The sequence below is a fragment of the Streptomyces sp. NPDC000345 genome (assembly GCF_042898825.1).
Lineage (GTDB): Bacteria > Actinomycetota > Actinomycetes > Streptomycetales > Streptomycetaceae > Streptomyces.
In genome coordinates this window covers 115,247-136,328 of the sequence record NZ_JBIAZE010000023.1, presented here as the reverse complement: position 1 = coordinate 136,328, position 21,082 = coordinate 115,247, and the positions used below count along the sequence as shown (strand labels likewise).

General features: G+C 72.8%; 23 protein-coding genes. 10 read left to right on the top strand and 13 right to left on the bottom strand.

The features are described from left to right. Positions 1 to 173: 173 nt before the first annotated feature. Positions 174 to 1,415 carry an FAD/NAD(P)-binding oxidoreductase gene (locus tag ACFY30_RS37120; RefSeq protein WP_390849560.1) on the bottom strand — a complete coding sequence of 414 codons (1,242 nt, stop codon included), beginning with the start codon at positions 1,413 to 1,415 and terminating at the stop codon, positions 174 to 176. A 248-nt stretch (positions 1,416 to 1,663) separates the two neighbouring features. Between ACFY30_RS37120 and ACFY30_RS37115 the strand changes: the two genes are divergently transcribed. Genes ACFY30_RS37115 through ACFY30_RS37105 form a run of 3 tightly spaced genes read left to right on the top strand, consistent with a single transcriptional unit; the run spans position 1,664 to position 3,516 of the window. Beyond that, positions 1,664 to 2,200: a DUF2231 domain-containing protein gene (locus ACFY30_RS37115; RefSeq protein WP_390849559.1), complete on the top strand. Its 537-nt coding sequence runs from the start codon at positions 1,664 to 1,666 to the stop codon at positions 2,198 to 2,200. Then, positions 2,178 to 2,432 (top strand): hypothetical protein, encoded by a 255-nt coding sequence (locus ACFY30_RS37110; RefSeq protein WP_390849558.1) that lies wholly within the window; start codon positions 2,178 to 2,180, stop codon positions 2,430 to 2,432. Before ACFY30_RS37115 ends, ACFY30_RS37110 begins: the two co-directional genes overlap by 23 nt. A gap of 22 nt (positions 2,433 to 2,454) precedes the next feature. Next, positions 2,455 to 3,516, top strand: coding sequence for an NAD(+)/NADH kinase (locus ACFY30_RS37105; RefSeq protein WP_390849557.1), 1,062 nt, complete (start codon positions 2,455 to 2,457; stop codon positions 3,514 to 3,516). Positions 3,517 to 3,619: 103 nt separating this feature from the next. On the opposite strand, the gene ACFY30_RS37100 is transcribed toward ACFY30_RS37105, so the two are convergent. The 5 genes from ACFY30_RS37100 to ACFY30_RS37080 all read right to left on the bottom strand — a co-directional run bounded on the left by ACFY30_RS37100 (position 3,620) and on the right by ACFY30_RS37080 (position 6,805). Beyond that, entirely contained in the window at positions 3,620 to 4,162 is a 543-nt protein-coding gene (locus ACFY30_RS37100) for a GNAT family N-acetyltransferase (protein ID WP_390849556.1), read from the bottom strand. Positions 4,163 to 4,397: 235 nt separating this feature from the next. Beyond that, positions 4,398 to 4,751, bottom strand: coding sequence for a VOC family protein (locus tag ACFY30_RS37095; protein WP_390849555.1), 354 nt, complete (start codon positions 4,749 to 4,751; stop codon positions 4,398 to 4,400). Positions 4,752 to 4,839: 88 nt separating this feature from the next. Next, positions 4,840 to 5,805: a pirin family protein gene (locus ACFY30_RS37090; RefSeq protein ID WP_390849554.1), complete on the bottom strand. Its 966-nt coding sequence runs from the start codon at positions 5,803 to 5,805 to the stop codon at positions 4,840 to 4,842. A 53-nt stretch (positions 5,806 to 5,858) separates the two neighbouring features. Continuing rightward, positions 5,859 to 6,347: a hypothetical protein gene (locus ACFY30_RS37085; RefSeq protein WP_390849553.1), complete on the bottom strand. Its 489-nt coding sequence runs from the start codon at positions 6,345 to 6,347 to the stop codon at positions 5,859 to 5,861. Further along, positions 6,344 to 6,805, bottom strand: coding sequence for an ATP-binding protein (locus tag ACFY30_RS37080; RefSeq protein WP_390849552.1), 462 nt, complete (start codon positions 6,803 to 6,805; stop codon positions 6,344 to 6,346). Before ACFY30_RS37080 ends, ACFY30_RS37085 begins: the two co-directional genes overlap by 4 nt. 175 nt (positions 6,806 to 6,980) lie before the next feature. Between ACFY30_RS37080 and ACFY30_RS37075 the strand changes: the two genes are divergently transcribed. Both ACFY30_RS37075 and ACFY30_RS37070 read left to right on the top strand, forming a co-directional pair. Beyond that, positions 6,981 to 7,202: a DUF397 domain-containing protein gene (locus ACFY30_RS37075; protein ID WP_390657112.1), complete on the top strand. Its 222-nt coding sequence runs from the start codon at positions 6,981 to 6,983 to the stop codon at positions 7,200 to 7,202. A 109-nt stretch (positions 7,203 to 7,311) separates the two neighbouring features. Next, positions 7,312 to 8,226: a helix-turn-helix domain-containing protein gene (locus ACFY30_RS37070; protein ID WP_390849551.1), complete on the top strand. Its 915-nt coding sequence runs from the start codon at positions 7,312 to 7,314 to the stop codon at positions 8,224 to 8,226. Positions 8,227 to 8,267: 41 nt separating this feature from the next. On the opposite strand, the gene ACFY30_RS37065 is transcribed toward ACFY30_RS37070, so the two are convergent. Beyond that, positions 8,268 to 9,086 (bottom strand): SAM-dependent methyltransferase, encoded by an 819-nt coding sequence (locus tag ACFY30_RS37065; RefSeq protein ID WP_390849550.1) that lies wholly within the window; start codon positions 9,084 to 9,086, stop codon positions 8,268 to 8,270. Between the two features lie 170 nt (positions 9,087 to 9,256). Here ACFY30_RS37065 and ACFY30_RS37060 point away from each other — a divergent pair, with 170 nt between their 5' ends. The 3 genes from ACFY30_RS37060 (at position 9,257) to ACFY30_RS37050 (ending at position 11,564) form a co-directional block, all read left to right on the top strand. Continuing rightward, positions 9,257 to 10,087, top strand: coding sequence for a transcriptional regulator (locus ACFY30_RS37060; protein WP_390849549.1), 831 nt, complete (start codon positions 9,257 to 9,259; stop codon positions 10,085 to 10,087). After that, on the top strand, positions 10,084 to 11,061 hold the full coding sequence (locus ACFY30_RS37055; RefSeq protein ID WP_390849548.1) for a threo-3-hydroxy-L-aspartate ammonia-lyase: 978 nt from the start codon (positions 10,084 to 10,086) through the stop codon (positions 11,059 to 11,061). Before ACFY30_RS37060 ends, ACFY30_RS37055 begins: the two co-directional genes overlap by 4 nt. A gap of 137 nt (positions 11,062 to 11,198) precedes the next feature. Beyond that, the gene (locus tag ACFY30_RS37050; protein WP_390849547.1) at positions 11,199 to 11,564 is read left to right on the top strand and encodes a cupin domain-containing protein; all 366 of its coding nucleotides are present in this window, start codon (positions 11,199 to 11,201) and stop codon (positions 11,562 to 11,564) included. 10 nt (positions 11,565 to 11,574) lie between these two features. Here ACFY30_RS37050 and ACFY30_RS37045 read toward each other — a convergent pair whose 3' ends face one another. Both ACFY30_RS37045 and ACFY30_RS37040 read right to left on the bottom strand, forming a co-directional pair. Beyond that, a complete protein-coding gene (locus ACFY30_RS37045) occupies positions 11,575 to 12,927 on the bottom strand; it encodes a VWA domain-containing protein (protein ID WP_390849546.1) in 1,353 nt (450 codons plus the stop codon). Beyond that, a complete protein-coding gene (locus ACFY30_RS37040; RefSeq protein ID WP_390849545.1) occupies positions 12,924 to 13,781 on the bottom strand; it encodes an AAA family ATPase in 858 nt (285 codons plus the stop codon). The genes ACFY30_RS37045 and ACFY30_RS37040 overlap by 4 nt, the downstream gene beginning before the upstream one ends. A 106-nt stretch (positions 13,782 to 13,887) precedes the next feature. On the opposite strand from ACFY30_RS37040, the gene ACFY30_RS37035 reads away from it, so the two are divergent. Both ACFY30_RS37035 and ACFY30_RS37030 read left to right on the top strand, forming a co-directional pair. After that, the gene (locus tag ACFY30_RS37035) at positions 13,888 to 14,460 is read left to right on the top strand and encodes a hypothetical protein (RefSeq protein ID WP_390849544.1); all 573 of its coding nucleotides are present in this window, start codon (positions 13,888 to 13,890) and stop codon (positions 14,458 to 14,460) included. 523 nt (positions 14,461 to 14,983) lie between these two features. Further along, the gene (locus tag ACFY30_RS37030; protein WP_390849543.1) at positions 14,984 to 16,522 is read left to right on the top strand and encodes an FAD-dependent oxidoreductase; all 1,539 of its coding nucleotides are present in this window, start codon (positions 14,984 to 14,986) and stop codon (positions 16,520 to 16,522) included. 99 nt (positions 16,523 to 16,621) lie between these two features. Here the strand turns inward: ACFY30_RS37030 and ACFY30_RS37025 are convergent, their stop codons facing one another. The 4 genes from ACFY30_RS37025 to ACFY30_RS37010 all read right to left on the bottom strand — a co-directional run bounded on the left by ACFY30_RS37025 (position 16,622) and on the right by ACFY30_RS37010 (position 21,078). After that, the gene (locus ACFY30_RS37025) at positions 16,622 to 17,263 is read right to left on the bottom strand and encodes a lactate utilization protein C (protein ID WP_390849542.1); all 642 of its coding nucleotides are present in this window, start codon (positions 17,261 to 17,263) and stop codon (positions 16,622 to 16,624) included. Then, a complete protein-coding gene (locus ACFY30_RS37020) occupies positions 17,260 to 18,747 on the bottom strand; it encodes a LutB/LldF family L-lactate oxidation iron-sulfur protein (RefSeq protein ID WP_390849541.1) in 1,488 nt (495 codons plus the stop codon). Before ACFY30_RS37020 ends, ACFY30_RS37025 begins: the two co-directional genes overlap by 4 nt. Continuing rightward, positions 18,744 to 19,520: a (Fe-S)-binding protein gene (locus tag ACFY30_RS37015; RefSeq protein WP_390849540.1), complete on the bottom strand. Its 777-nt coding sequence runs from the start codon at positions 19,518 to 19,520 to the stop codon at positions 18,744 to 18,746. The genes ACFY30_RS37020 and ACFY30_RS37015 overlap by 4 nt, the downstream gene beginning before the upstream one ends. 106 nt (positions 19,521 to 19,626) lie before the next feature. Next, entirely contained in the window at positions 19,627 to 21,078 is a 1,452-nt protein-coding gene (locus ACFY30_RS37010) for a rhamnulokinase family protein (RefSeq protein ID WP_390849539.1), read from the bottom strand. Positions 21,079 to 21,082 lie beyond the last annotated feature (4 nt).

The following is a 21,082-nucleotide window of genomic DNA, read 5'->3' as shown; positions in this document are numbered from 1 at the left end:
ACGGCCCTGCCGGTGGTCTCGTCGGCGATCATGTATGACGCCTGGGAGAGGCAGTCGAGGTAGTACTGGGTGAAGAACATGGGTGGTTGACCTCCGTGTCGGACGAGAAGCATGTCCGCCTGGGGCGAGGGCGAGGGAGGCCGGCCCGGGTCGGGGGAGCCCGGGCCGGCCGGTCAGAGGCGGCCGGTGAGCATGCCGTGCCAGTACACCGGCGGCAGCCCGTACCGCTTGAACAGCCACATCGTGCGCCGCTCCTTGAAGGGGTCGAGCGGCCGGAACGTGGGTGTGGGGCGCAGGTCGTAGTCGAACTCGGCGAGCAGCATCCGGTCGCGCGCGGTCACCAGCGGACAGGAGGTGTAACCGTCGTACCGGTGCGACGGGGACCGGCCGTTCATGACGTCGAGCAGATTTCCGGCCACCACCGGGGCCTGCTTGCGGATCGCGGCACCGGTCTTGGAGGTGGGCAGGTTCGCGACGTCGCCGACGGCGAAGACGCTTTCGTGGTGCGGGTGCTGGAGGGTGTGCCGGTCGGCGGCGATGAATCCCTGGGCGCTCGCGGGGTCGGCCAGCGGGCTCGCCTTGACCCAGTCGGGCGCGCTCTGCGGCGGCACGGCGTGCAGGAGGTCGTAGCCGATGGTCTCCTCCGTGCCGGTCGCGTGGTCGGTGACGGTGATCTCGCGGGCGTCGCCGTCGACGGCGGTCATCTCCGAGCGCAGACGCACCTCGATGCCGTATCGGGCGGCCACCTTCTCCAGGACCTGTGACCACGCGGGCACCTTGAACAGGGCCGCGTCGGGGATGACGAGAACGATCCGGATGTCACCGAGGACCTTCTGCCTGCGCCAGTGGTCGGCCGCCAGGTAGGCGATCTTCTGCGGGGCGCCGCCGCACTTCAGCGGGGTGGCGGGATGGGTGAAGACGGCGGTGCCGGAGCGCATCCCTCTGATCAGCTCCCAGGTGCGCGGGGCGTACTCGGGCGCGTAGTTGCTGCTCACCCTGCCGTGTCCGACGGCCTCGGCCAGGCCCGGCACACCGTCCCAGTCGAGTTGGAGACCGGGCGCCATGACCAGGTGCTCGTAGGGGAGTTCGGCACCGCCGGACAAGGTCACCGTGCGTTCCTCGGGGTCGACGGCCACGGCGCGGCCTCGCAGCCACCGCACCCCGTCGGGTATGACGGAACCCTGGGGGCGGCGTGTGGTGCGCAGGGGTGCCTGGCCCCCGCCGACAAGGGTCCACAGGGGCTGGTACCAGTGGGTGTCGGACGGTTCGACCAGGGTGATGTCGGTGACGCCGGCGCGGCGCAGGCGGGCGGCGACGCTGACGCCGGCGCTGCCGCCGCCGACGACGACGACGCGGTGGCGGCCCGGAGCCGGCGCGAGAGAGCCGGGCGCCTCCTGCGGTGTTCGACGAGCCACTTGATTGCCTCCTCAATTACCCCAGGGGGTATCTTGGAGCGAGGCTACGGCGGCCGCGAGACGCACGTCAAATACCCCAGGGGGTATTTGCCTCCCAGGCAAAGCGCGGTCAATCCCCCCACCCTCCAAGGGAGACGGGGTTCAGAAGAAGCTGAGAACTTCCTGTGCAAGGCTGACGCGCCCACCGGCCGGCACGGGCGACCGTGCGAGCGCCGATTCCTCAGTTCCGCCTTCTGAAGGAAGATTCGATGAGCCTCACCGTGGTCAACGGTCTGCCCGCACACATCCTGATCGTGCATTTCGTCATCGTGCTCGTTCCCCTGAGCGCGCTCGCGGTCGTGGCCGGCGCGCTGTGGCCGGGTGCCGCCAGACGGATGGGGATCGTGCTGCCCGTGCTGGCCCTGGTGGCGCTGGCGAGCGTCCCCCTGGCCGCGGAGGCCGGCGAGTGGCTGGAGGAGCACGTCGACAGCAACGCCCTGGTGCGCCGGCACGCCGCACTCGGCGACGGGCTGCTTCCCTGGGCCGCGGGCCTCTTCGTGCTGGCGACGGTGATCTGGTGGACTACCCGCGGGCGGGCCGCGACGGAGGCGGCCCCCGGGAAGCGGTCCCGGTCCACCGCGTCGCGGTCCGCGACGGTCGTGCGCGTCGTGGCGGCGGTGCTGTCCCTCGTGGTCGCCGCGGGTGCCGTCGTGGACGTGTACCGGATCGGCGACTCCGGAGCGAAGGCCGCCTGGCAGGACGGTTTCTCCAAGACCGCCACCGGTGACGGGGACGACAACGGCTGACGCCGCCGGCCCGGCCGCCGCGGACGCCGGTGTCGAGCACGTCGAGCGCGTCGACGGCGGCGAGCTCGCCGGCAGCCGGGTGACCAGGGCGAAGGCGGCCGGAGGTGCCCTGCCTCACCCGGGAACACGGCTCCCCGCGCATCCCTGCCGGCTGGCGGCCGTGACCGGCCACCGACTACGTTCGCAAGGAGGACACCTGGGTCTGCTGCGCACCGAGGCCACCACCTGGTGACCGAGATCGTCCGGAGGCGGATGTGACAGTGAACCGGCTGGGCCTGGTCGTGCACGGCGGCCGTCCGGAGGCCGTGGCAGCGGCCGGACTGGTCCGCGCGTGGTGCGGGGAGCACGCCGTGCACTGCTCGGACATCGACGTCTGGCAGGGCGGCGGGCGGCGCGCCGCCCGTGCGGAGCTCGAGGCGGCGGGTGACCCCGACCTCGTGGTGACCCTGGGCGGCGACGGGACCTTCCTGCGCGGCGCCCGGCTGGCCGCCGCGAACGACGCCCTGGTCCTGGGTGTCGACCTGGGCCGGGTGGGCTTTCTGACGGAGGTGTCGGCCGCCGCGGTGCGGGCGGCGCTGGACGCGGTGCGGGAGGACCGGTTCGAGGTCGACCCCCGCATGCTGCTCGCCCTGCGCGCCTCGCGCCGGCTGGAGGTGCCGTCGGGCATGGAGTCCCTCATCGAGTACGGCCGGGGGCCCCTGCTGCCGCCGCCGCAGGTGCGCCAGGACTGCGAGGCCGACAAGGACTGGGGCATTCCCCTGGACGTGACGGCGCTCAACGACGTGGTGGTGGAGAAGCTGGTCCGGGACCGGCAGGTGTCGGTCGGGGTCTACATCTCCGGCCGGCTCCTCGCCTCCTACTCGGCCGACGCGCTGCTCGTGGCCACGCCGACCGGCTCGACGGCCTACAGCTTCGCGGCGGGCGGGCCCGTCGTCTCGCCCCGTGCGGAGGCCCTCGTCTTCACGGCGGTCGCCCCGCACATGGCCTTCGACCGCTCGGTCGTCACCGCCCCCGACGAGCCCGTCGGGCTGCGTCTCCTGGAACGGTCGGGTCCGGCCGCGGTCAGCATCGACGGCCAGCTGCGCGGCGTGCTCGACCCGGGGGACTGGGTCGGCGTGTACGCCGCCCCGCGCCGCCTGCGGGCCGTCCGGCTGAGCCCGATGGACTTCTACGGCCGGCTGCGCGAGCGGATGAACCTGACCGACGCCCCGGCCGCGATCGCCGACGGTTCCCCCGCCCCGCTGTGGTCGGTCACCACGCCGCCGCCGGGGGACCTCGCCCATCTGTCCCTGCTGACGGCCCCGGACGGTTCCTGACCGGCCGAGTCCGCTCGCCCGGGCGAGCGCCGGTCACGCGCGGGCGGCCGGTGTCAGCGCCGGTGTTCCCGCCGGGAACCGTCCTCCTCCGGTGCCCCTGGCCTTAGCCTTGCGCATCGGGCTTGTAGTCCTGGACGAGGAGACCGAGCAGCACCTCGTCCAGGAACTCGCCCATCACCCAGGCGGAGGAGCGCAGCACGCCCTCGCGGACGAAGCCGTTGCGCTCGGCCGAGCGCAGCATCGCGGCGTTGTCCGACAGCGTCTCGATCTGCAGCCGCTGCAGGCCGCGCACGACGAAACCGTAGTGGCACAGCACCGCGACCACATCGCTGCCGTAGCCCTTGCCGCGGGAGGACGACAGCAGCCCCAGCCCGATGTGCGCGGAGCGGTTGTGGTTGTCGATGTCCCACAGCGTCGCGGTGCCGACCAGTTCTCCGCCGTCCAACTCCACGACGGAGAACGGGACGTGCTGCTGCTCCGTGTCGTCCACCGCGAACTGCGAGTCCTTCGAGCCGGGTGTGATCGGCCGCCAGGGCCGGCCCGCGGCCCGCGAGTGGGTGACCACGTCGTCGTGGAGGTGGGCCTGAAGGATCGGGATGTCGTCCTCGTGCCGGGCCCTGAGCCCGACCTTGCTGCCTTTGAGCATGCAAGCTTCCTATCCGACCGTTCGGCCGGTGGCAAACCAATAAGCGAGCGGAGCCGACCGGGCCGGGTACTGCGCGGCGCTGTACCGACAGGGACCGTCGAGGTCCGTACGGCCCTTCACCGGGGGCTGTCCGACGGCGCCGCCGGCCGTCGTCACCCGTCTGGACAACGCCGTGGAGCGGCCTTCCGCCCGGCACGCCACGGGGTGAGGCACGGCGGACCGAGTGCGGACGCGGTCAGGCGGGCTGCCACAGCTCGACCCGGTTGCCCTCCGGGTCGGTGACCCAGCCGAATCGGCCGACACCCTCCATGTCCTGCGTTTCCTCGGCCACGTCCGCTCCCTCGGAGCGCAGTTGCGCGAGCATCGCGTCCAGGTCGCGGACCCGGAAGTTGAGCATGGTGTGCTGGGCGCGGGACCCGAAGTAGTCGGTCTCGGACGCGAACGTCGCGAACACCGTCGGCCCTTCTTGCGGATGCCACAGGCCGTCTTCATCCAGGTCCAGGCCCAGGCGATCGCGGTACCACGCTCTCAGGGCCGCCGGGTCGGTGGCCCGCAGGAAGTATCCGCCGATTCCCAGCACACGTTCCATGCCGTCATCCTGCCAGGCCCGCGGTCTGCCGCACTGCCGCCACACCCTCTCGCCGGCTTCCGGCCCTGCGGGGCGGGAGAGGTACGGATCAGCGCGTCCTTCCCCGGGGTTTCAGCGGCGTGGGCGGCAGTTCCGGCGCGGGCAGCGGAGCCCCGTCGTAGCCCCGCACCTCGCCGAACCGCGTGCCCGTCATCCAGTCCTGGCGGGCCTGTTCGATCTCGGCCTGGGTCCGGCCGACGAAGTTCCACCACATGATCAGCTCCTCCTCGAACGGCTCACCGCCGAGGAGCATGAGGCCGGCGTCGGACTCGGCCCGCAGCGGCAGTTCGGTGCGGCCGCAGCCGAGGTAGAGCATCGAGCCCGGCAGCACCGGCACTCCGTCGACGTGCACCTCGCCGGACATCGACAGCACGCCGTACTCGAAGTCGGGCACGAGCGGCAGCCGTACGTCCGTCCCGTGGGCGAGGGCGAGGTCGGCGCCCACGATCGGGGTGTACGCCGTTCCGGGGGAGCGCGAGCCGTCGAGGTCGCCCAGGATCAGGGTCGCCGTGAGGCCGGGAGCGGTGACCGTCGGCAGTTCGGCGTGGTGTTCGAAGCGGGGCTCGGTGTGGCGGTGGGTGTCCGGCAGCGCGACCCAGAGCTGGGCGCCGTGCAGGAACCGGGCGTGCGCCCTGGGGCTCTCCTCGGAGTGGCTGATCGCGCGCCCCGAGGTCATCAGCCCCAGTTCCCGGGGCCGGATGGTCTGCCGGCTGCCCGTCGAGTCGCGGTGCAGCACCTCGCCCTCGTGCAGCCAGCTGACGGTCTGCAGGCCCATGTGGGGGTGCGGCGGGACCTGCATTCCGGGTTCGTCGGCGATGTCGTCGGGGCCGTAGTGGTCGACGAAGGCCCAGGCACCGATCATGCGCCGGCCCAGGTTCGGCAGCAGCCGGCGCACCTCGGTCGACTCGCCGAGCTTCACCTTCCGGGGGCTCAGCAGCTCGCGGACGGGCTCGGCGACGACGAATCCGCGCCCGCCGCACAGGCTCGGCACGGGCGCACGGTCAAGGTTGCTCATGCGGTCAACCTAGCGGTCGGGCGCGCCGGGTGGGCCGACCGGGGGCCCGGGCTTCAGTCGTTCAGCGTCGCCGCGAGTTCCCGGCCGGCCGCGACGATCTCGCTGTCGCGGTCCCTGAGGACGTCCTGCAGAAGGCCGCGCTGGGCGCGGACGGCGCGGCGGGCCTCGCGCTCCCAGGTCACATGGTTGCCCGGGTGACGCAGCAGCTTGGGGTACGCCTCGGCCGTGGTCTCCCACTGGCGGGCGTCCGCGATGCTCTTCAGCAGCCGCAGTATGTCCGCGCGGCAGGTGACCTGCGGGAGCCGTACCAGCTCCCAGAGGAAGGGGACCGTCGCGGCGGTCGCCTGGTCCACGACGAAGCCGTAGCGGCAGATACGGCGCCGCAGTTGGCCGAGCGCGGTCCTCGCGGTGTCGGCGTCGCCCAGGGCGACGGCGGTGAGCAGGGCGGGGATGCCGGCCGCGGATCCGGTGGCGTCCTGGATCTCGGGCCACGGGACGTGTCCCAGGTCCTTCAGGGGCGGGGTGCTCTTCGTGGCGGTCATGTCAAAGGGGCGGTGCGAGTCGGCAGCATGGCCCAGACGGTCTTGCCCACGGGGGACCGGCGGGTCCAGCCCCAGTGCTCGGAGAGGGCGTCGACGATGTGCAGTCCGCGGCCGTGCTCCAGCAGGTCGTCGCCGCTGTGCGGACAGAGGGGCGGGCTGTCGCTGGGGTCGGTGACGGCGCACATCAGGTGCGCGCGGCGCAGGGTCAGTCTGAGCCGCACGTCGAACTGGTCCGTCGAGGGGTCCGGAAGGCCGTGCAGCACCGCGTTGGCGGCGAGTTCGGTGACCACGGTGACCGCGTCGTCCACGCAGTGCTCCAGCGACCAGGCGTCGAGGGCGCGGTGGGTGAAGTCCCGTGCCTCGGCGAATCCCTCCCGGCTGCCCTTGAGGTGCAGGATTGCGGTTCTGGACGAGTCGCGAACGGACTCGTGGCTCCGGAACTGCGCAGGTGCTGACACGGGGCATCTCCCTGAGGCGAGGTCAGGACGGCGGGCCGGAAGTGCGTTTGACGGCATGGTTATTATCCACGCTGACGATGTCCTCGTGCAATTTCACGGGAAATTGCGCGTAAGAGCGAGGAGAGTTGCCGTGTCGTCAGTACCGAACGCAGTGCCGGAGTCCGTGCCGGGTCCAGTGCCGAACGGAGTGCGGGCGAGCTCGCTGGGCGTCCGCTGGGTCAAGAGCAGTCACAGCAACGCGGAGGGCAACTGCGTCGAGGTCGCGGCGCTGGGCGGGGGAGGTGTGGCGATGCGCAACTCCCGCGACCCCGAAGGGCCGGCCCTGGTCTACACGCCGGCCGAGGTGGCGGCGTTCCTGGCCGGGGCGAAGGACGGCGAGTTCGACCACCTGCTGTGAGGGTGTCGTCCGGCACGCCGCACGGTTCAATTCCCGTGCTCCATAGGGTTGCAGGCCGGAGGATGCGATAATGGGCTCTGTCGTCCGCCGGTCCGTGGGGAGTCACAGGATGTCTGCCGAGTCACCTCGAGTCTCCCGCCTCGAACCGTATCTGAACCGGGCCGAGCCCGCCCCGACCTTGCTCAAGATGCTGGTCGGGGTCCAGCTCGCCGGTATGCGGGAGGACGCCGGCCTCGCCCAGGACCAGGCCGCGCGTGCCGTGCGCTTCAGTCCGGCGAAGCTGTCGCGCATCGAGGCGGGCAAGGGACGCCGTCCCCCGACGGAGGCGGACGTCCGCGCGCTCCTGACGCTGTACGGCGCGGACGAGCACGAGGCCTCCGTGCTGCTGCGGTTGCTGCGGCAGGCGGGTGAGCCGGGCTGGTGGCAGCGGTACGACAAACGGCTGATGCCCGAGTGGTTCGACCGGCTGGTCGGACTTCAGGAGGCGGCGACCGCGATCCGTACGTTCGAGATCCAGTACGTGCCGGGCCTGTTGCAGACCCCCGCCTACACCCGCGCGGTCGTGGAACGCGGGCTGCCCTCGGCCTCGGCCCGCGAGGTGGAGCGCCGGGTGGAGCTGCGGACCCGGCGAGCCCAACTGCTGCACCGCGCCGACGCCCCACGGGTGTGGGCGATCCTCGACGAGTCGGTGCTCCTGCGCGTCCTGGGCGGCCGCGAGGTGATGAGGGAACAGCTCGAGCACCTCGTGGAGCTGGCCCGGCTGCCCCATATCACCGTGCAGATCGTCCCGTTGGACGTCACACACGCCTCCGCGCCGGCCATACCCGTCACCTACCTGCGCTTCGGTGGCGCCGATCTGCCCGACGTCGTCTATCTGGAGCAGATCAGGAGCGCGACGTTCCTGGAGGACCGGGACGAGACGGAGGAGTACCGGGTCGCCCTGGACCGGCTGGCCGACCAGGCGCTCCAGCCGCGCGAGTCCCTCGGGCTGATCGAAGGGACCATACGGCAGCGGTACGCCTGACGGCCGGGCCGGGCCGGTGTGACCCGGGCCGGCCCGGTGGGTCAGCGCAGCCGGCCGACGCCGCCGAACTCGATCCACTCCTGCGTCAGCTGGCGAGGGGCGACCTCGCTGTCGGGCCGCCAGGTGGATACCTCCACCAGTCCCGGTTCGAGGATCTCCAGCCCCTCGAACCACTCGGCGACGTCCTTCTCCTCCCGCACCCGGCCCCAGTGCCCCTGGGTGGCCTGGTCCATGAAGTCGGTGACGAACTCCCGTACCTTCGGGTCCTCGCTGACCAGCTGGCACATCACCAGGAAGCTGCCGGGGGCGAGGCGTTCGGCCACCCGGCGCACCACGGCGGGCGGGCCGTCTGCCTCGCTGTCGGGGATGCAGTGGAAGACCGAGTTGAACAGCACGGCCACCGGCTGGGAGAAGTCGATGAGCCGCTCGGTGTCGGGGTGGGTGAAGATGGCCTCGGTCTCGCGCAGGTCGGCGTGGATGACCGTGGTGCGCTCGTCCTGCTCCAGCAGCGCACGGCCGTGGACCAGGACCATCGGGTCGTTGTCGACGTAGACGACGCGGGCGCTGGGGTCGACGCGCTGGGCGACCTGGTGGACGTTGTCCTGGGTGGGCAGGCCGGAGCCGTGGTCCAGGAACTGCCGGATGCCGAAGTCCTGGGTCAGGGTCTGCACGACCCGTTGCAGGAAGCGCCGGTTGTTCAGTGCGAGGGCCCGGGTGCTGGGGACGACCTTGTCGAGCTCCTCGCAGGCGGCCCGGTCGGCCGCGTAGTTGTCCTTGCCGCCCAGATAGTGGTCGTACATGCGCGCGGCTGTCGGAACCGTGGCATCGATCTTCGTGGACAGAGGCTTTCCAGACTGCATGTCTTCCCCCAGCTCCCAGCCGCGACCCGCTGCGTCGCGGTTGACAACACATCCTAGGGAAACGGCAATTGGCCACACCACCCCTTGATCGACGGTTCCACGGAAGGTGGGCCTCCGAGAGAGGGTGCTGGACTGCTGGTCCAGCCTCTGGACGTATGGTCTAATCGAGTATGGATTCCAGGGAAGCGGAGCGGGACGCCGTCCTGCGCGCGCTCGCCCCCGTCGTGGACGGGATCGCCGCGACGTTCGGGCCGGTGTGCGAGGTCGTCCTGCACGACTACCGGCAGCCGGAGAGGTCCGTCGTCGCCGTCGCCGGCTCGGTCACCGGGCGGACGGTCGGCGGGGCGATGAGTGAGATCGGCATGCGCGTTCTCGCCCGGGGTGACGACGCCCGTGACGAGCTGAACTACGTCACCCGTACCGGCGCCGGCAAGCTGGTGAAGTCGTCCACCATGGTGCTGCGCGACTTCACCGGCGCGGTGTTCGGCGCCCTGTGCGTCAACGTGGACGTCACCGAGGTCGACCGGGTGCAGGGCCTGCTGGCCGCGCTCGCGGGTACCGCGGGAGGGCCGGAGCAGACGCCGGTGACCACCTTCGGCGACGACATCGACTCCGTCGTGGACGCCCTGCTCGACGATCATCTGCGGCGCCAGGACCAGACCTGGGCCGGCCTCGACCGGACGCGTCGCCTCGCGCTCTTCCGCGGCCTGGACGCACGCGGGGTGTTCGCCGTGCGCCGCGCCGTCGAACAGGTCGCCGGCCGCCTCGGCATCTCCCGCGCCTCCGCCTACAACTACCTGTCCCAGGCCAGGTCGACGGCCGGAACACCGACGCCGGGCGAGACTCCCGAGCCACAGGCCGGACCACCGGCGGCCGGGGCTGCGACGGGCGAGAGCGGCGTGCCACCGGCGGCCGGCGGCCCGGCCGGGACGGGAGCGCGCGAGGCGGTCGTTCCCGGCGGCACCCGAACCCACGACACCTCCGAGGGAGCACACCCGTGACGACCACACCCCCGCCGATCACCCTCGGCGACGTCCGTGACGCGGCCGCCCGCCTCAAGGGCGTCGCCCACCGCACGCCCGTGCTGCGCTCCCGCACCCTGGACGAGGCCGTCGGCGCCGAAGTGCTCCTCAAGTGCGAGAACTTCCAGCGGGTCGGCGCCTTCAAGTTCCGCGGCGCCTACAACGCGGCCTCCCGCCTGACCCCCCGGCAGCTGGACCGGGGCATCGCCGCCTACTCCTCCGGCAACCACGCCCAGGCGGTCGCCCTCTCCGCGCGCGAACTGGGCACCACCGCGGTGATCGTCATGCCCGAGGACGCGCCGCGCTCCAAGCGGGCGGCGACCGAGGGCTACGGCGCCGAGATCGTGACGTACGACCGCTACACCGGGGACCGGGTGGCGATCGCCGAGGCCCTGGCCGCCGAGCGGGGGCTGACGCTGATCCCGCCCTACGAGCACCCGCACGTCATGGCCGGACAGGGCACCGCCGCCCTCGAACTCATGGAGGAGGCGGGGGAGCTGGACGCGCTTCTCGCCCCCGTCGGCGGCGGCGGGCTGATCGCGGGGAGCGCCACGGCGGCGAAGGGGCTGCAGCCGGGCATCCGGATCGTCGGCATCGAGCCCGAGGCCGGCGACGACACCAAGCGGTCCCTGGAGGCGGGCCGGCGGATCGAGATCCCGGTGCCGCACACCATCGCCGACGGCCAGGCCCTGCACACGCCCGGCGAACTTACCTTCTCGGTGAACCGCCGGCTCGTCGACGAGATCGCCCTGGTCTCCGACGACGAGATCCGCGCCGCCATGCGGTTCGCCTTCGAGCGGCTGAAGATCGTCGTGGAGCCGAGCGGGGCCACCCCGCTGGCCGCCCTGCTCGCCGGGCGCGTCGGCGCCCTGCCCCGGCGTGTCGGAGTGATCGTCTCCGGCGGCAACATCGACACCGGCCGCTTCGCCGAGCTGTGCGGCGGCGGTTCCTGAGCGGATCGCCCGAATGGCGGCCCCGGGTGGACGGACGGACGATGGAGGGGTGGGGTGCGGCCTCTCCCGGTGACGTCCAGGGCCGCCGGGGGGCCGGCCCGGGCCGTGGCGCAACACGGCCGGAAGGGAGAAGCGCCATGCTGGAAGTGAAGACGCTCGACAAGCCGGACGAGCGGCGCGACTTTCCCCGAGGACACATCGAAGCCGTCCACATGACGGGGCTCGACTTCGCGATGGCGACCTTCGAGCCCGGATGGCGCTGGACGGAGTCGGTGGCGCCGATAGCGGGAACCGACAGCTGCCAGATCCACCACAACGGCTATGTGGTCAGCGGACGTATGCACGTCACCATGGACGAGGGCGGCGAGACCGAGGTGGGCCCCGGCGACGTCTTCGTGGTCTCGCCCGGACATGACGCCTGGGTCGTGGGCGACGAACAGTGCGTGGTCTACGACTTCCAGGGATCGATGGCCAAGGAGTACGCCAAGTCCCAGGGCAGCTAGGCCGGTCCGCTCAGATGGGAAGCAACCTGCCCACCAGAACGCCGAGCTGGTGAGCGTTGCGGCACTCGTGCATCGCGACCAGTTCGGCGTACTCGGGTGCGGCCGAGTCACCCGTGCCCCACAGCGCACGCGGCTCCGGGTTCAGCCAGTGCGTGCGGCGGGCCCGTCCGGAGATCTCCCGGACCGCCGGCAGGTTCGGGTCGCTCATGTTCGTCCGCGCGTCCCCCAGCACGAACACCGTCGTGCGGGGGCCCACGGCGCCGCCGTACCGCTGCGCGAACTCGCCGAGCGCGACACCGTAGTCGCTGCTGCCGTGATAGCCCGTCAGCCGCGCCTCGGCCCGGATACGGGCACCGAGCCCCGCCGGGTCGGCCGCACCGCGCTGGAGCAGCCCCGTCACCTCGTCGACCCGGTTGACGAAGGCGAACACCCGGACCTTGCTGAACTGGTCGTGCAGCGCCTGCACCAGCAGCATCGTGAAGTCGGAGAAGCCGGACACCGAGCCCGACACGTCGCACAGCAGCACCAGCTCGGGACGGGCCGGACGCCGTCGGCGCAGCACGGGCCGCATCGGCACCCCGCCCGTGGACAGCGAGCCGCGCAGGGTGCGGCGCAGGTCGATCGTGCCGCGCGCGGCACGGCGGCGGCGCGCGGCCAGCCGGGTGGCCAGCTTTCGCGCCAGCGGCTGTACCGTCCGCCGCAGTTCGGCCAGCCGGTCCCGCCCCGCGTACAGGAAGTCCACCCGGTCGGCGGTGGGCGCCACCGCGCGCCGCGCGATCTCGTCCCGCCCGCGCCGCTCCGCCACCCGGCGCCGCGTCTCCGCCGCCACCAGAGCGCGGAAGGCCTCGATGCGGCGCCGGATCTCGTCCTCCAGGAGCCGGTCGGCGAATCCGTCGGCACCGCCCCGGCGGCGCATGTCGTCCCGCACCTGTGCCAACAACGTCTGCGGGCGCAGCCGTTCGAGCGTCTGGTACGACGACCAGCCGTCCGCCCCCGGTGAACTCCCGTAGCCGCCAAGCCCGTCGACCGCCTCGATCGCCAACCGGCCCAGCAGGGAAGGGTCATTGACGGCCAGGGCTTCGGCGAGCCGGTCGCGCAGTTCCTCCCGGCCGCCGGGTTCGCCTGCGGGCGCGCCGACGCCGTAGGGGAAGTACAGGTCGAAGACGGTGTCGAACAGGCGCCGTTGGTCCGTCGTGTGCAGCAGCGTCGCGGCGAGCCCCTCGCGCAGCAGCCCGCGGTCGGCGAACCCGAGCACCGCCGCCGCCTCGGCCGCGTCCACGGTCTCACCGGTGCCGATCCGCACGCCGTGCGCCCGCAGCGCGGCCACGAAACCGGTCAGCCGCTCGGCGGCGTCGCCGTTCACACGGCGTCCAGGTCGAGCTTGGCCCCGGCCTTCAGGACGTCGTCCTGGTGCTTGAGGATCACGCCCAGACTGTCGCGGACGACGGTCTCGTCGAGGGTGGTGGCGCCGAGCGCGAGCAGGGTGCGCGCCCAGTCGACGGTCTCGGCGACCGACGGCGCCTTGCGCAGGTCCATCGCCCGCAGCGCGGCGATCACCCGGACCACCGAGTCGGCCAGGGCCGCGTCGATGCCGGGCACCTTCAGGCGGACGATCCTGCGCTCCAGCTCCTCGTCGGGGAAGCCGATGTGCAGGAACAGGCAGCGGCGGCGCAGTGCCTCGGACAGCTCGCGGCTCGCGTTGGAGGTGAGGACGACGAAGGGCCGACGTGTCGCGGTGATCGTGCCCAGCTCCGGGACGGTGACCTGGAAGTCGCTGAGCACTTCGAGGAGCAGGCCCTCCACCTCGACGTCGGCCTTGTCGGTCTCGTCGATCAGCAGCACCGTCGGCTCGTCGCCGCGGATCGCGGTCAGCAGCGGGCGCGGGAGCAGGAACTCCTCGCTGAAGATGTCCGTGCGGGTCTCGTCCCACGTCTCGTCGCGGCCGGCGCTGATGCGCAGCAGCTGCTTGGCGTGGTTCCACTCGTACAGCGCCCGGGACTCGTCCACGCCCTCGTAGCACTGCAGCCGCACCAGCCGGGCTCCCGCCACCTGTGCGACGGCCTTGGCGAGTTCCGTCTTGCCGACCCCGGCCGGGCCCTCCACGAGCAGCGGCTTGCCGAGCCGGTCGGCGAGGAAGACGGTCGTGGCGACGGCGGGGGAGGCGAGATAGCCGGTCTCGGCGAGGCGCGCGGAGACTTCGTCGACGGATGAGAACAACGTGGGCCTCCGGCAGTCGATCGCGGTGGGCGGGTCCGGGCACATATCTAAGCGCTTGTTCAGTGCTCTTGTCGATGTTGTCAGTGGCGGCGGCTACGGTGCGCTCATGGGTGTGTATCTCGTGAGCGTGAGCGCGCAGGACTGGTCGACGGCGGGGGAGGACGGTCACGGAGACCTCGCCTCGGCGCTGAACACGGAGCTGGAGCGGCGCGGGCTGCCGCCGTACCGGCCGAAGGGCCCGCAGGCCCCGGGCTGGTTCGAGGAGAAGATGAGCCCGCCGATGGACGGCTTCGACGCGCTGTGCAGGGAGCGGCTGACGCCCGAGGAGCGGCACGACCTGCTCAGCTGGTCGCTCCTGGTCCCGTTCGCCCTGGAGGAGGGCGTCCTGCTGCCCGTCGGCTCGGCGTACACGGACGAGACGCTGGTCGTCGGAGCGCCGTACGTCCTCGCCCTCGCCGAGCGGCTCGCCGGAGCGCTCGGCCTGCCCCTGGACCTGATACCGGCGACCTTCGGCGACCTCGAACTGACCGTGTGGTTCCTGGAGGGCGAGGCGGAGAAGGCCGCGGCGACCCGCCCTGGCCCGTGGGCCGACGACCTCCCCACCGCGTTCTACACGGCGGTGTACCTGCGGGCCGCCCAGTACGCGCTGCGGTACGGCAGCGCGCTGACGTACTCCTGACCGCGGCGGAGGCCGCGGCCCGCTTCCCGCCCGCAGGGAATCGGGGCCGTCCTGGTGGCCGACGGCGAGCGGCTGCGCGGTCGCCGGTGCCCGCGGCGACGGCCTGGTCACCGTGGGCTTCCGACGACGGCCTGGACGTGGGTCCGGCTGAGGCGCGAGCACGCCGTGCGCCGCCGGCCCCGTGCGTCGTCGAGGAGGGCCACCCGGCCGGCACCCTCGCCCTGGGAGACCCGGCCGTCGAACGCGACACGGAATCCGCGCTCGTCGACATCAGCGCGTCCGAACCGCACCGGTAGGGCGGGCGAACGCCCGGCCCGCGCGCCTCCCCCGCCCGGCCCGCGAGTGCCGCGCCCGGCCCTTGCGCCTCTCCCGCCCGGCCCTCGCGCCTCTCCCGCCCGGCCCGCGTGTCTCTCCTGCCCGGCCCGCGTGTCTCTCTTGCCCGGCCCTCACGCCTCTCCCTCCTGGCCCGCGCGTCCCTCCCGCCCCGCCGTGTGACCCGGGCGGTCGCGGGAACTCGGGGCGCATGGATCAGCAGGCGCGTCTTCACGGGTCGTACTGGCTGCAGAGTGCCCCGCCCGGGAATCCGGCACCGCCACCGGAGGGGCCGCTCACCGTCGACGTCGCCGTCGTCGGCGCGGGGATCGCCGGACTGAGTACGGCGTGGGAGCTGGCCCGGGGCGGTCACTCGGTGGCCGTCCTGGAGGCCGGGCGGATCGCGGCCGGCGTCACCGGCCACACCACCGCCAAACTGACCGCCCTGCACACCCTCGTCTACGACCGGCTGCGCCGCACCCGGGGCCCGGAGGCGGCCCGGCTCTACGCCCGATCGCAGACCGAGGCCGTCCGCCGGGCCAAGGAGATCACGGACCTGCTCGGCGCCGACTGCGACTGGGAGGAGACCGCCGCCTACACGTACGCCGAGGATCCCGCCCGGGCCGATGACCTGCGGGCCGAGGCGGAGGCCGCGCGGGAGGCCGGACTGCCGGCCGAGTTCGTGACCGAGACGGAGCTGCCGTTCCCCGTCTCGGGCGCGGTGCGGGTCGCCGGCCAGGCCCAGTTCCACCCGCGCAAGTACCTGCTGGCCGTCGCCGACGGCATCCGGCGGCTCGGCGGCACGATCCACGAGTACACCCGGGTCACGGACCTCGTGGAGGGCGAGCCCTGCGTGCTGACCGCACGCTCGCCCGCGTCCGCGACGACGGTGACCGCCCGGCACGTGGTCGTCGCCACGCACTACCCCGTCTTCGACCGGGCCCTGCTCTTCAGCCGGCTCTCCCCGCGCCGCGAACTGGTCGTGGCCGCCCCCGTCGACGCCGCCGAGGCTCCGCGCGGCATGTACATCACCCCCGAGCGGAACACCCGCTCCCTGCGCACCGCGCCCCTGGACGACGCACACCGGCTGCTCGTCGTGACCGGCGAGCACTTCACGCCGGGCACGGGAGGCGACGTCGAGGAGCGCTTCGCCCGCCTCTTCGGCTGGGCGACGGACCACTTCGGCGACCTGACCCCGACCCACCGCTGGGCCACGCAGGACAACGACTCCACCGACACCGTCCCGCTCGTCGGCCCGCTCCATCCCGGCACCGACCATGTCCACGTCGCCACCGGCTTCGGCGGCTGGGGCCTCAGCAGCGGCATCATGGCCGGCCGTCTGCTCGCCGACCGGATCGACGGCCGCCCGTGTGCCTGGAGCGAGCTGTACGACCCCCGCCGCATCGCCTCCGTGGTGCGCGAGGGCGCCGCGTTCCTCAAGCACCAGGCCGACGTGGCCCGCCACTTCGTCGGTGACCGGCTGCCGGCGCCGTCCGGTCCGTCGGTGGACGACATCGCCCCCGGCGACGGCGCGGTCGTCCGTGTCTCCGGCGAGCGCTGCGCCGTCCACCGCGACGACGACGGAAAGCTGCACGCCGTCTCCGCGCGCTGCACCCACCTGGGCTGTCTGGTCGCGTTCAACCGCGCGGAACGCGCCTGGGAGTGCCCGTGCCACGGCTCCCGCTTCGACGTCCACGGAGGGGTCATCCAGGGACCGGCGATCGATCCCCTCCAGCCCAGGGAACTGTGAGGACCGGGCTCGCCGGCCCTGACACCTCCGCGGCCCGGAGGGCACGGCGGCCGACGAGGGCACCCGTCGCGGTGGCCCGCGAGGGCACCCGTCGGCCTCTCAGCCCACCAGGATCACCTCCAGGGTGCGCGGACCGTGCACCCCCTCCACCCGGTCCAGCTCGATGTCGCTGGTCGCCGACGGGCCGGAGATCCACGTCAACGGGCGGGCGGGATCGAGCCGTTCGAGCGCCTGCGGCACGGACGCCACCACCTGCCCGGGAACGCGCACCACGCACACATGGTGGTCGGGGACGAGCGTGATCCGGCGCCGACCCTGGTCCGGGCCGCCGTCCAGCACGATCGTCCCGGTCTCGGCGATCGCCACCGCACACGCGGTGACGACGCTGTCGACCCGGTCGAGCTCGTCCGGGGTGCTCCCGGCGAGATCCTCGACCCGGTCGGCATCCGTCGCCGAGAGCCACCCCGCGTCCAGCCCCGGCGGCACGACCACCGACCTCGCCCCGTGCTCGGCCAGCAACCGCCCGATCAGGGACGGCAGTTCGTCCTCCGAGCACCGGTGCACGAGCGCCCGGTAGTCCGCCAGGTTCTCGGCCAGCAGCTCCACCGTCTGCGCGACGCCCAGGCCTTTGTGCTCGCGCACGTACGCGCGGGGGACCGCCTGCTCGTACGGCGCGTCGTCCCGCGGCACATCGGCCAGCGCACGGCGCACCCGCCCCAGGATCCTTTCCCTGTCGCTCACTTGGCGCTCCCCTTGCCGCTGTTCCCGCCGTTCGTACGCTGCCACCAGTCCCGGAACGGCTCCGCCGGCACGGCCGGCAGGTCCCGTGTGCCGCTCCACGCCCTGCCGGGCCCGGGAAGGGTACGGGGATGCAGGCGGCGCGTGCGGGACGCCAGCCGCTGGCCGCCGCGCAGGGCACCGGGGTGGGAGAACGCCCAGCGCGCCGCGCGCATGGCCGCCCGCTCGGCCGCGTGTCCCTTCGCGGGCTTGAGCACCACCTTGTTGCCCTCCCGGGTCACCGGCCCGCCCTCCACGACCCGTTCCCGCAGGTGCACCAGCACCTCCGGGATGTCGATGGCGACCGGGCACACCTCGTAGCAGGCCCCGCACAGGGAGGAGGCGTACGGCAGCGAGGCGTCGATCTCGCTGCCCGTGCCCCGGAGCTGGGGGCTGAGGATGGCGCCGATCGGGCCCGGGTAGACCGAGCCGTAGGCGTGGCCGCCGGCCCGCTCGTAGACCGGGCAGACGTTCAGACAGGCCGAGCAGCGGATGCAGCGCAGGGCCTGGCGGCCGACCTCGTCGGCGAGGGTGTCGGTGCGGCCGTTGTCCAGCAGCACCAGGTGGAAGGTCCGCGGACCGTCGCCGTCCGTCGTACCGGTCCACGTCGACGTGTACGGGTTCATGCGCTCGGCCGTGGAGGAGCGGGGCAGCGTCTGGAGGAAGACCTCCAGGTCGCGCCAGGTCGGCACGATCTTCTCGATGCCGACGACCGAGATCAGCGTCTCGGGCAGGGTCAGGCACATCCGCCCGTTGCCCTCGGACTCCACGACGACCATGGTGCCGCTCTCGGCGACCATGAAGTTGGCGCCCGAGACGCCGACCCTGGCGCGCAGGAACTTCTCCCGCAGGTGCAGCCGGGCCGCCTCCGCGAGCTCGGCGGGCGTGTCGGTGAGGCCCTCCGGCGCCGGGCGCCCCCACGCGCTCATCTCGCTGCGGAAGATGTCCCGGATCTCGCCCCGGTTGCGGTGGATGGCGGGGACGAGGATGTGCGAGGGCCGGTCCTTGCCCAACTGCACGATCAGCTCGGCGAGATCGGTCTCGTACGCCCGGATGCCCTCCGCCTCGAGGGCCTCGTTGAGCCCGATCTCCTGCGTGGCCATCGACTTGACCTTGACGACCTCCGACTCGCCCGTCTCCTTCACCAGACGGGTCACGATCCGGTTGGCCTCGTCGGCGTCGGCGGCCCAGTGCACCGTCCCGCCCGCCGCGGTGACCGACTCCTCCAACTGCACCAGGTACCGGTCGAGATGACGGAGCGTATGGTCCTTGATCCGCTTGCCGGCCTCCCGCAGCTCCGCCCAGTCGGACACCTCCGCCACGGCCTTGGCCCGCTTGGCGCGGATGGTGTGGGTGGCGTGCCGCAGATTCCCGCGCAGGGTCGGGTTGTTGACGGCCTCGTGCGCGGCCTCCGGGAACGCGGGCATCCCGACGAAGGTCCCGCTCATACGGCGGCCCCCTCGCGCGAGCCGGCCGGCTCGTCCTCCGTGCTCGCCAGGATCTCCGCGATGTGCACCGGCCGCAGGCCCGCCTTCAGCCGGGACATGGTCCCGCCGATGTGCATCAGACACGAGTTGTCGGCCGCGCACAGCACCTCCGCGCCGGTCGCCTGCGCGTTGCGCACCTTGTCCGCGCCCATCGCCGCCGAGACGTCGGCGTTCTTCAGGGCGAAGGTGCCGCCGAACCCGCAGCACTCCTCCGCCCCCGGCAGCTCCACCAGCTCCAGGCCCCTGACCGCCTGAAGGAGCCGGCGCGGCCGGTCCCCGAGCCCGAGCCCGCGCAGCCCGTGACAGGTCGGGTGGTAGGTCACCGTGTGCGGGTAGTACGCGCCGACGTCCGTCACCCCGAGCACGTCCACCAGGAACTCGGTCAGCTCGTACGTCTTCGGCACCACGGGCGCCAGGGCCGTGGCGAGGGAGTCCCCGCGCCCCTCCGCCCGGGCCCGCTCACCCATCCGCGGATACAGCTCCCGCACCATCGCCCCGCAGGACCCGGAGGGGGTCACGATCGCCTCGTACTCGCCGAAGACATCGGAGAAGTGCCGGGCGAGCGGTTCGGCCTCATGGCGGTAGCCGGTGTTGTAGTGGGCCTGTCCGCAGCAGGTCTGCGCCATCGGGAAGTCGACCTCGACGCCCAGTCTGGTCAGCAGTTTCACCACGGCACGGCCGGTGTCCGGATAGAGCGTGTCGTTGACACAGGTCAGGAACAGTGCGACACGCATCGCGGCTCCTCGGGGTTGATCATCGGATGAGTGCTGCGGTCCCACCCACACGCGTTCAGCGTAGTGGGGGAGGCCGTCCGGCACGGGTCGCGGGGGAGACCCCGGCTCACCGCGGGGCGAGCCGGGCCTGCGCCTCCCGCCACCGCCCCGCGCCGCCCTGCGGCTCGTAGCGGGTGAGGGGCTGGGTACGGGCGAGCAGACGCCGCATGCCGGACCGGTCCCCGACCAGTCCGTGCGCCCTGGCCTGCACGAGCACGTTGCCGAGCGCGGCCGCCTCGGTCGGCCCGGCCACCACCGGCAGCCCGCAGGCGTCGGCGGTGAGCTGGCAGAGCAGCGCGTTGCGGGTGCCGCCACCGACGATGTGCACGACGTCGACGGGATGGCCGGCGAGCCGCTGGGCGTCCTCGACGGCCCGCCGGTGGGCCAGGGCGAGCGAGTCGAGAATGCACCGGGTGATCTCACCCGGCGTCCGGGGGACCGGCTGTCCGGTGGCCCGGCACGCCTCGGCGATCCGCTCCGGCATCCGCCCCGGCGCCAGGAAGGCGGCGTCCCCCGCGTCCACCACCGACCGCAGCGCGGGAGCGGCGGCCGCCTCCCGCAGCAGGGCACCCAGCTCCGGGTCGCCCCAGGCCCGTACGCACTCCTGGAGCAGCCACAGCCCCATGATGTTGCGCAGATACCGGACCGTGCCGTCCAGCCCCAGCTCGTTGGTGAAGTTGGCGGCCCGGCTCTCCTCGGTGAGCACGGGCGCGTCCAGCTCCAGACCGGCCAGCGACCAGGTGCCGGTGCAGATGTACGCGAACCGCTCCCCGGTCGCCGGCACGGCCGCCACCGCGGACGCCGTGTCGTGCGACCCGACGGCCGTCACCGGGACGGGCCCGGTCAGCCCCGTCTCCTCCAGCACCTGCGCGCGCAGCACGCCGGCCGGGTCACCGGGCCGCCGCAGTGGCGCGAACAGCTCCAGGTCGATACCGAGGCGCGCGGCGACGCCGTACGCCCAGTCGCCCGTGCGGGGGTCGATCAGCTGGGTCGTGGAGGCGTTGGTCAGCTCGGTGCCCTGCTCGCCGGTCAGCCAGTGGGACAGCAGATCGGGGACGAGCAACAGCCGCTCGGCGTGGCCCAGTTGGGCCGAACCGGCTGCCGCGGTCAACTGGTAGAGGGTGTTGAAGGGCGCGTACTGGACACCGGTCGCCGCGTACAGTTCGGCCGCCGGCACGGTGGCCCACACCTTCTCCGCGACGCCCTCGGTCCGCGCGTCCCGGTAGTGCACCGGGTTGCCGAGCAGGGCCCCGTCGGCGTCCAGCAGGCCGTAGTCGACGGCCCAGCTGTCGATGCCGACCGAGTCGAGCCGTCCACCGCACAGGGCACCCGCCGCCCGCAGCCCCTCCAGGACACCGGCGTACAGGGAGAGGATGTCCCAGCGCAGCCCTTCCGGCACCCGGACCGGCCGGTTCACGAACCGGTGCGCCTCCGCCAGCTCCAGCGAGTCGGTGCCGACCCGGCCGACCATGACCCGTCCGCTGGACGCGCCGAGGTCGACCGCGGCGTACGACCGCACGGCC